The organism is Sorangium sp. So ce302, assembly GCF_051530145.1.
GTDB lineage: Bacteria > Myxococcota_A > Polyangia > Polyangiales > Polyangiaceae > Sorangium > Sorangium cellulosum_B.
On the sequence record NZ_CP150326.1, the window covers coordinates 12,011,630 to 12,020,731 of the forward strand.

3 protein-coding genes are annotated in these 9,102 nt (G+C 73.7%); all 3 read right to left on the reverse strand.

The features are described 5' to 3' along the window. Window positions 1-2: 2 nt before the first annotated feature. The 3 genes from WME73_RS45465 to WME73_RS45475 all read right to left on the reverse strand — a co-directional run bounded on the left by WME73_RS45465 (window position 3) and on the right by WME73_RS45475 (window position 9,088). Window positions 3-7,829 (reverse strand): amino acid adenylation domain-containing protein, encoded by a 7,827-nt coding sequence (locus tag WME73_RS45465; protein WP_437913630.1) that lies wholly within the window; start codon window positions 7,827-7,829, stop codon window positions 3-5. Window positions 7,830-7,838: 9 nt separating this feature from the next. Beyond that, window positions 7,839-8,771, reverse strand: a complete 933-nt coding sequence (locus WME73_RS45470) for a TauD/TfdA family dioxygenase (protein ID WP_437917502.1) — start codon at window positions 8,769-8,771, stop codon at window positions 7,839-7,841. A 95-nt stretch (window positions 8,772-8,866) separates the two neighbouring features. Beyond that, window positions 8,867-9,088, reverse strand: coding sequence for an MbtH family protein (locus WME73_RS45475; protein ID WP_437913631.1), 222 nt, complete (start codon window positions 9,086-9,088; stop codon window positions 8,867-8,869). Between the last annotated feature and the right edge of the window lie 14 nt (window positions 9,089-9,102).

The following is a 9,102-nucleotide window of genomic DNA, read 5'->3' on the forward strand; positions in this document are numbered from 1 at the left end:
GTTCACCTGTCGAGCTCTTCCAGGAGGTCGAGCCACTCTTCCGGTGTGAGTCCGGCGTCGGGGGGTTCGGGGGCCGGCGGCGGCGCGGGCGAGGTCGGCGCGGGGGCCACGGCGAGCCGCGCCGCGGCCTCCATCACGGTCGGGTTCTCGAAGAGCAGCCTGGGCGTCACGTGGAGCCCTCGCTGGGAGGCGCGCGCGATGACCTGCAACGTGACGATCGAGTCACCGCCGAGCTCGAAGAAGTTGTCCTCGATGCCGACCCGCTCGCGGTGGAGCACCTCCGCCCAGACCTCGGCGAGGATCCGCTCCGCCTCGGTCCGCGGCGGGACATACGAGCGATGGATAGCCGTCGCCGCGTCCGGCGCGGGCAGGGCGCGTCGGTCGACCTTGCCGTTGGGCGACAGCGGCATGCGGTCGAGCACGAGGATGGGCGCTGGCACCATGTAGGCCGGGAGCGCCTCGGCGAGCCAGGCGCGCAGCGCTTCGGGCTCCAGCGCCGCGCCGTCGCGGCCGGCGACGTAGGCGACGAGGCGCTTTCCGCCGTGGGCCTCGTCGCGGGCGAGGACGACGGCCTCGCCGACGCCGGGGTGCTGGAGCAGGCGGGCCTCGATCTCGCCGAGCTCGACGCGCAGGCCGCGGATCTTGACCTGGAAGTCGAGGCGGCCGAGGAACTCGATGGCTCCATCGGGCCTGTGGCGCGCCAGATCGCCAGTCCTGTACAGCCTCCCTCCCGGAGCGGAGCCGAACGGATCGGGCACAAAGCGCTCCGCGGTGAGGGCGGGGCGACGGTGATAGCCGCGGGCGAGGCCGACGCCGCCGATGTGGAGCTCGCCGGCGACGCCCGCGGGCACGGGCTGGCCGTGGCGGTCGAGCAGGTAGATCTGGGTGTTGGCGATGGGGGTTCCGATGGGCACCGAGGCGGAGGTGTCCCCTCGCTCGCAGGCCCAGTAGGTCACATCGATGGAGGCCTCGGTGGGCCCATAGAGGTTGTGGAGCTCGGCGTGCTCGAGCCGCTCGAAGCACCGCCGCGCGAGCTCCGCAGGCAGCGCCTCGCCGCTGCAGATGATCCGGCGCAGCGACCGGCACGAGGCCACATCCGGCGTCTCCAGGAAGGCCTGGAGCATGGGCGGGACGAAGTGCAATGTGGTGACGCCGTGGCGCGTGATCAGCTCGACGAGCCGCTCGCCGTCGCGGTGGTCGCCGGGCCTGGCGACGACGAGGCCAGCGCCGATCATCAGGGGCCAGAAGAACTCCCAGACCGAGACATCGAAGCTGAAGGGGGTCTTCTGCAACACCCGATCATCCGGGGTGAGGCCGTATTGCTCCTGCATCCACTGCAGCCGGTTGAGCAGGCCCCGGTGGCTGTTGCCGGCGCCCTTGGGCCGCCCGGTCGAGCCCGAGGTGTAGATGGTGTAAGCGAGGTTGTCCGGCGACAGCGGGGTCGCGAGGTTGCCAGTCGGCTCCCTGTCGATCTCGGCGCGATCCGCGTCCAGGCACAGCACCTGGGCGCCGTGCGCCGGCAGGCGCGACGCCACGGGCCACTGGCTCAGCAGGACCGGCGCTCCCGCGTCCTCGAGCATGAACGCGATGCGGTCGATCGGGTAATCGGGATCGATCGGCACGTAGGCGCCGCCGGCCTTGAGGATGCCGAGCAGCCCGACGACCAGCTCGACGGAGCGCTCCGCCGCGATGGCCACGAGCACGTCGGGCCCCACGCCGCGCTTCCTGAGCGCGTGAGCCACCTGGTTGGCGCGCTCGTTGAGCTCTCGATAGCTCAGCCGCTTCTCATCGAAGATCACCGCCACGGCGTCCGGCGCACGCTCCGCCTGCGCCTCGAAGAGCTCGTGGACGCGCCGCTCGTCCGGATACGCGCGCCCCGTCGCGTTCCAGTCCGTCACGACGCGCCGGGACTCCAGCTCGCCCAGGAGCGACAGCTCGCCGACCCGCGCCTCGGGGCGGTTGACGAGCTGCCTGAGCGCCGCCTCCACGAGGCCGAGCAGGCGGGAAGCGGCGTCCTCGTCGAACCGCTGCCGGTCATAGGACAGGCGCAGCTGGAGCTGGCTCCCCGGCAGGACGGCCAGCGTCAGCGGGTAGTTGGTCTGGTCCGCGAACGCGATGTCGCGGACGCCGAGCCCGGGCAACCCCGCCTGGGTCCGAGGATCGGTGGGGTAGTTCTCGAAGACGAGCAAGCTCTCGAACAGCGGCTGTCCCGCCGGTATCGCGCTGAACGCCCGCGCCTGGGCCAGCGGCGTGTGCTCGTGCGGGCCAAGCTCGGTGGTCGTCCGCAGGAGATCGCGCAGCCAGTCCGCGACGGTGGCGGCCTGCGGCACGGCCACGCGCAGGGGCAGCGTGTTGATGAAGAGCCCCACCATGGCGTCGATCCCGGCGAGCGGCGCCGACCGCCCGGCGACCGTGATGCCGAAGACCACGTCGTCGCTCCGGGCCGCCCGGCTCAGCAGGAGCGCCCAGGCCGCCTGGACCAGGGTGCTCGCCGTCACGCGGTGCTGCTGCGCGAAGCGCTGGAGGCGCGCCGTCGCCGCTTCCGACAGCGAGACGATCGTCGCCCCGTGGCCGCTCGTCCCCTCGGCCGGCGTGACGCGCTCCAGGGGCAGCGGCGTCGCCGCGCTGAAGCCCGAGAGCGCGCCTCGCCAGAACGGCTCCTCGGCGCCGGCGTCCCGCTCGCGCAGCCAGGCGATGTACTCGCGGTACCGCCGGCGCGGCGACAGCGCGACCGCGCGGCCGGCGCGCAGGGCGTCGTAGGCAGCGAAGGCGTCCTGCAGCACGAGGGACGCCGCCCACCCGTCGAGGACCAGGTGATGGTGGCTCCAGAGCACGTGGTAGGCCTCGTCGCCCACGCGCAGGAGCGCGACGCGCATCAGCGGGCCCCGGGCCAGATCGAAGCCCCGCGCGCGATCCGAGTCGACGCGGGCGGCCATCCGCGCCCGCTGCTCCTCGGCCCCGGCCCCGCGCCAGTCCTCCAGCTCGAGCTCCACCGGCGCCCCGCGCCGCACGACCTGGAGCGGCTCGTCGGCCCCCTCCCACGCGAAGGTCGTGCGCAGGACGCCGTGGTGCTCCACCACGGCCTCCCAGGCCCGGCGGAACGCGTCCACGTCGAGCGCGCCCTCCAGCCGGCACGTCACCTGCTCGACGTAGACGCCGGAGCCGGGCTCCCACAGGCTGTGGAAGAGCAGCCCCTGCTGGAGCGGGCTCAAAGGATGCACGTCCTCGACGTCGCGACCGGCCCCCAGCAGGCGATCCAGCCTGGCCTGATCGAGCCGCGCGAGGGGGAAGTCCGAGGGCGTGTACCCTCCGCTGTCCGGCGAGAGGCAGTGCGCGACGAGGGCGCGCAGCCGCGCCGCGAAGTCCTCGCTGAGCCGCGCGATCGTCTCGGGCCGGTAGCGGGCGCCGCTGTAGCTCCACATCACGCGGAGGCGCCCGCCGACGATGGCCGCGTCGACCTCCAGCTCGTAGCCCCGCGGCGTGCGCGGATCGTGGTCGCGCCCGACGTCGCCCTCGGCGTGCGCGAACAGCGGGCTCGACGCGAACAGGTCGTCCCACTGCCCGAGGTAGTTGAAGCTCACCTGCGGCGCGGCGTGCGCCCGGAGCCGCGCCGCGCGCTCGTCCTCGCTCAGGTACCGGAGCACGCCGTACGTGGCGCCGCCCCGGGGGACGGCGCGGAGCTGCTCCTTCGTCGCCTTGAGCACGCCGCCGGGCGCCGCGCCGGCCGGGACCTCCAGCCGGACGGGGTAGACGCTCGTGAACCACCCGACCGTCCGGGAGAGATCCACGTCGTCGAGCGCGTCGCGCCCGTGCCCCTCCAGGTCGATACGCACGGCCGGATCGCCCGTCCACCGCGAGAGCGCCCCGGCGAAGGCCGCGAGCAGGATCTCGTCCACGCGCATCCGGTACGCGGGCGTCGCCTGGAGCAGCGCGCGCGTGTCCTCGGCGCAGAGGAACCGGGTCAGGTAGACGGTCTCCGCCTCGAGCGACCCGCCGGCCGGATCGTCCGCGGGCAGCGCCGCCGTGGGGCGGCTCGCGGCGATCCACGCCTCGGCCTGCCGCGCCACCTCCTCCGATCGGGCGTGCGCGCACAGGCGCCGGGCGAACTCGCCGAAGGAGAGGGTCTCGTCCGGGAGCCGGATCGCCTCGCCGGCGCCGTGCTGCCGGTAAGCGGTCTGGAGATCCTCGAGCAGGATCCGCCACGAGACCGCGTCGACCACGAGGTGGTGCGCGACCAGGAGGAGGCGGCCCGGGCGCTCCGGGCCCAGATCGAACAGCACCGCGCGGAGGAGCGGCCCCTCGCTCAGGTGGAGCCGCGCCTGGTGCTCCCCGGCCGCCCTGGCCAGCGCCGCGGCCTGCGCCTCGGCGGGGAGGTCCGACAGGTCGACCCGCGCGACCTCCGCGCCAGCCGCGCCCGCGTAGCGCTGGCGAACGCTGTCCGCCTCGCGCGTGAACCGCAGCCGCAGCGCGCCGTGGTGGTCGGCCGTGGCCCGGACCGCGGCCGTGAGCGCCTCCACGGAGATCCGCTGCCGCAGCTCGAGCAGCACGGTCTGGTTCCAGTGGTGCGGGCTCGGCCCGCCCAGCTCGAAGAACCAGCGCTGGATCGGCGTGAGCGGCGCGTCTTCGGTGAGCGGCGCGAGCGGCGCGAGCGGCGCCGCCGCGGCCGGCGCCGGGGCCTTCGCCGCCACCGCGGCCAGATCGGCGATCGTCTGGTGCTGGAAGATCTGCCGCGGCGTGAGCGAGAGGCCCGCGGCCCGCGCGCGAGAGACGACCTGGAGCGCGAGGATCGAGTCGCCGCCGAGCTCGAAGAAGTTCTCCTGCACCCCGACCGCCGGCCGCCCCAGGAGCTCCGCCCAGATCCCTGCGAGCGCCGCCTCGGCCTCGGTGCGCGGCGTCGCCGCCTCGCCGCTCGGCGCGGCCGGCGCCGGCAGCGCGCGCCGGTCGATCTTGCCGTACGGCGTGTGGGGCAGCTCCTCCAGCACCACGAACGCCGACGGCACCATGTAGTCCGGCACCTGCTCCTTGAGCGCGCGCCGGAGCGCTTCCGGCTCCACGTCCGCGCCGGCCGCGACGTACGCCACGAGGCGCCGCTCCTCCGGCCGGTCCTGCCGCACGATCACGACCGCCTCGCGCACGCCGGGCTGCTCGCCCAGCCGCGCCTCGATCTCGCCGGGCTCGATCCGGAAGCCGCGCAGCTTCACCTGGTGATCCACGCGGCCGGCGAACTCGAGCTGCCCGTCCGCGCGCCACCGCGCCCGGTCCCCCGTCCGGTAGAGCCGCTCTCCTGGCCGGTCCGCGAAGGGATCCGGGACGAAGCGCTCCGCGGTCAGATCCGGGCGCGCCCAGTACCCGCGCGCGAGCCCCTGGCCGCCGAGGTACAGCTCGCCGACGACGCCGGCCGGCACCGGCTGCCCGGCGGGATCGAGCACGTACGCGCGGGTGTTCGCGAGCGGCCGGCCGATGGGGACCACCCACGCGTCGCGCGGATCCGCGGCGGCCGACAGGTTGCTGACCGTCGCGGTCACGGTGGTCTCGGTCGGGCCGTAGGCGTTCAGCAGGCGGACGCGCGCGGCGTCGGGCGACGCCCGCCAGGCGCTCACCCGCTCGGGCAAGGCCGCCTCGCCGGTGATGACGAGCTGCCGGAGGCACGGCGGCAGGGCCGCGCCCTCGCCGAGCTCCGCGACGATGCGGTGCCAGTACATGGTCGGCAGCACCGCCGCGGTCACGCCCCACGCGCCGCACGCCGCGAGGAACCCGGCGACGGACTCGAGCATCGCCTCGGTGCGCAGCACCAGCGTCGCGCCTCGCGCGAGGCACGGGAAGATCTCCTCCGCGCTCGCGTCGAAGCTCAGCGACGCGAACTGCAGCACCCGGTCGCGCGGCGAGATCTCGTAGACCCCCGCCGCGACGTCGACGAAGCTCGCGATCGCCCGGTGCGGGACCACGACGCCCTTGGGCGTCCCCGTCGAGCCGGAGGTGTAGAGGATGTAGGCCGCCTGCTCGGGCGCCGGCTCGCCGGCCGGCGGCGGCGGCGCGGAGGAGACCTCGCGGCGCACGCACGCCCAGCTGGCGTCGAGCTGGATCACTGCCACGCCGGGGCGCTGCTCGGCCGCCGCGCCCTCCTGCGCGATCACCACGCGGATCCCGGCGCCGTCGATCATCGCGGCGACGCGCTCCCGGGGGAGGTTGGGATCGATCGGGACGTAGGCGCCGCCCGCCTTCAGCACGCCCAGCACGGCGGCGATCATCTCGATCGAGCGCGGCAGGCAGAGGCCCACGCGGACCTCCGGCCCGACCCCTCGCCGCCGGAGCAGCTGCGCCAGCTGGTTGGCCCGCCGATCGAGCTCGCCGTACGTGATCTGCTGCTCCTCGTGGACGACGGCCGCCGCCCCGGGCGCGCGCGCGGCGTGCTCCTCGAACATCCGGTGGACGGCGCTCGGGGCCGCGCGGAGCGCCCCCGCCGTCCTCCACCCGAGCACCTGCCGCTGCTCCTCGTCCGCGAGCATCGGCAGCTCCGACAGGCGCGCCCCGGGGCTCGCCGCCGCGCCCGCGAGCAGGCGCAGGAGGTGATCGGCCATCCGAGCGATCGTCGCCTCGTCGAACAGATCGGTGTCGTATTCGAGGGCGGCCGAGAGCCCGTCCTCGTCGGGCGCGACGTCGAGCGACAGATCGAACTGGGCGCCCCCCACGTCCAGATCGAGGAGGCGCACGCCGAGGCCCGGGATCTCCATCGGCTGCCGGAGCACCGGCTGGAGCGCGAACATCACCTGGCAGAGCGGCGCGTGGCTCAGGTCGCGGACCGGGCTCACGGCCTCCACCACCTGATCGAACGGCACCTCCTGGTGCGTCTGCGCCGCGCGCACGGTCTGCGTGACCCGGCCGAGCAGCTGCGCGAACGACGGATCCCCGGAGAGATCGGCGCGGAGCACGACGGTGTTGGCGAAGCAGCCGACGAGCCCTTCCAGCTCGGCCCGGCTCCGGTTCGTCACCGGCGTGCCCACGCTGATGTCGAACGTCCCCGCGTGGCGCGCGAGGAGGGCCTGGAACGCCGCCATCAGCACCGCGAACAGCGTCGTCTCCTCGCGCCGCGCCAGCGCGCCGAGCGCCTCGGCGAGCGCGCCGGGCACGCGGAAGAAGCGCCGCGCTCCCTGGTAGCGCTGCGTCGCCGGCCGGGGCCGATCCGTGGGCAGCTCCAGCACCCCCGGCTGCCCCGAGAGCTGCTTCGTCCAGTAGGCGAGCTGGGTCTCGAGCAATCCGCCCTCGACGCGCTGGCGCTGCCAGTGCGCGAAGTCCGCGTACTGGAGCGCCGGGTCGGCGAGCGGGGCGGGCCGGCCCGCCGCGAACGCCGTGTAGAGCGCGGCGAACTCGCCGAGGACCAGGCTCGTGGACCACCCGTCGAAGACGATGTGGTGGACCACCCAGAGGAGGATGTGTTCTTCCGATCCGAGCCGCAGGAGCGTGAGCCGGAGGAGCGGGCCGCTCGTGAGATCGAACGGCCGCCGCGCCTCGCGCTCGATCACGCGCCGGACCTCCGCCTCCCGCTGCGCCGGCGGCAGGACGCCGAGGTCGAGCCGATCGAGCCGCGCCGCCCCGTCGGGCTGGACGATCTGGGAGGGCTGCCCGTCGACGACGGCGAACGTCGTGCGCAGGATCTCGTGCCGGCGCACGATCTCGGAGAGGCACCGCTCCACCACGGCGACGTCGAGCGACCCGGTGAGCCGCACGGCCGTGGCCAGGTTGTAGGAGGCGCTCTCCGGCTCGAGCTGGGCGAGAAACCACAGCCGCTCCTGGGCGAAGCTCATCGGAAAAACGAAGACATCCTCAAGCATGAATGAACCTCAGGAGGCTTTGGCCCGGTACGGCTCGGCCATGGCGACAAGGACCTTGCGCGGGCCGCGGTACGGCGCGCGCCCGTGGGCGACCAGCATGTTGTCCGCGAGGAGCACGTCCCCCGCTTGCCAGGCGAACTCCACGGCGAGCTGCCTGTACACCTCGCGGATCTCGTCGAGCGCGGCGCCCTCGATGGGCGATCCGTCCCCATACAGCGCGTTACGGGGCAGATCTTCCTCGGCGAAGATCGAGAGGAGCGCCTCTCGCGCGGCCGGCTCCAGGTTGGAGACGTGGAACAGGTGGGCCTGGTTGAACCACACGTGCTCTCCGGTGCGCGGGTGGGTGGCCACGGCCTGGCACACCTGGCGTGTGCGCAGCTCGCCGTCGGCCTTCCACACGCACTCGATGCCTGCCGCCCGGCAGAAGCGCTCGACCTCGGCCCGATCGTTCGTGCCGAAGACCTTCTGCCACGGCAGGTCCAGGCCGTTGCCGTAATTGCGGACGTACATCACCTTCTTCGCCGCGAAGCGCTCCCGTATCCGGGCAGGGATGCGCCGGAAGACCTCGCGGCTGTCCGCGAGCGGGGTGCTGCCGCCCTCGGGCGCGGCCACCGCGCAGTGGAACCAGATCTTGAGCGGCCAATCGAGCGTGTACGACTGCTCGTTGTGAAGAGGGATGTGCTGGTGAGCGGGGTACTCCGTCGACGTGTAGATCCGGTCCTGCACGTGGGAGCGCGGCGTCGACCCGAACGTGTAGTCCAGCAGATCCGGCGTCACGAGCCGGACGAAGGCGTGGAAGTCGGCGAGCGATCCGACCGGGAAGCCGCGGAACAGCACCGCTCCGTGCCGGGTCAGCTCCTCTTCCGCGCACGCCCGGATGGCCGCGGCGAGCGCGGGGACGCTCACGTCGCCGCGGCCGAGCGGGCTCACGACGAGCGGCAGCGCGCCGCCGGGGAAGCAGGACCGCGAGAGGCTCGCCGCCTCGCTCCGCGCCGCGTCCTCGGGCGTCGCGCGCTGTGACAGAGCGCTCGAGGCGGTCACGACGGCTGGCCCTCCTCCATCCGCTTTCGGAGGCTGAGCGGCCGCATGTCGGTCCAGACCTCCTTGATGTGATCAAGGCACTCGGCCTTCGTGCCGGTCTTGCCTGCGTCGCGCCAGCCGAGGGGGTTTTCCCGGTACTCGGGCCATATCGAGTACTGCTCCTCGTGGTTCACGACGACTTTGTAAATGGTGCTGTCTTCGCGCTCTTCGTTGGCCATGGAATCCTCCGTTC

Bases quoted from the DNA above. Each gene is read 5' to 3' on its own strand.
- WME73_RS45465 (WP_437913630.1), bottom strand. From the start codon at position 7,829: ATGCTTGAGGATGTCTTCGTTTTTCCGATGAGCTTCGCCCAGGAGCGG.
- WME73_RS45475 (WP_437913631.1), bottom strand. From the start codon at position 9,088: ATGGCCAACGAAGAGCGCGAAGACAGCACCATTTACAAAGTCGTCGTG.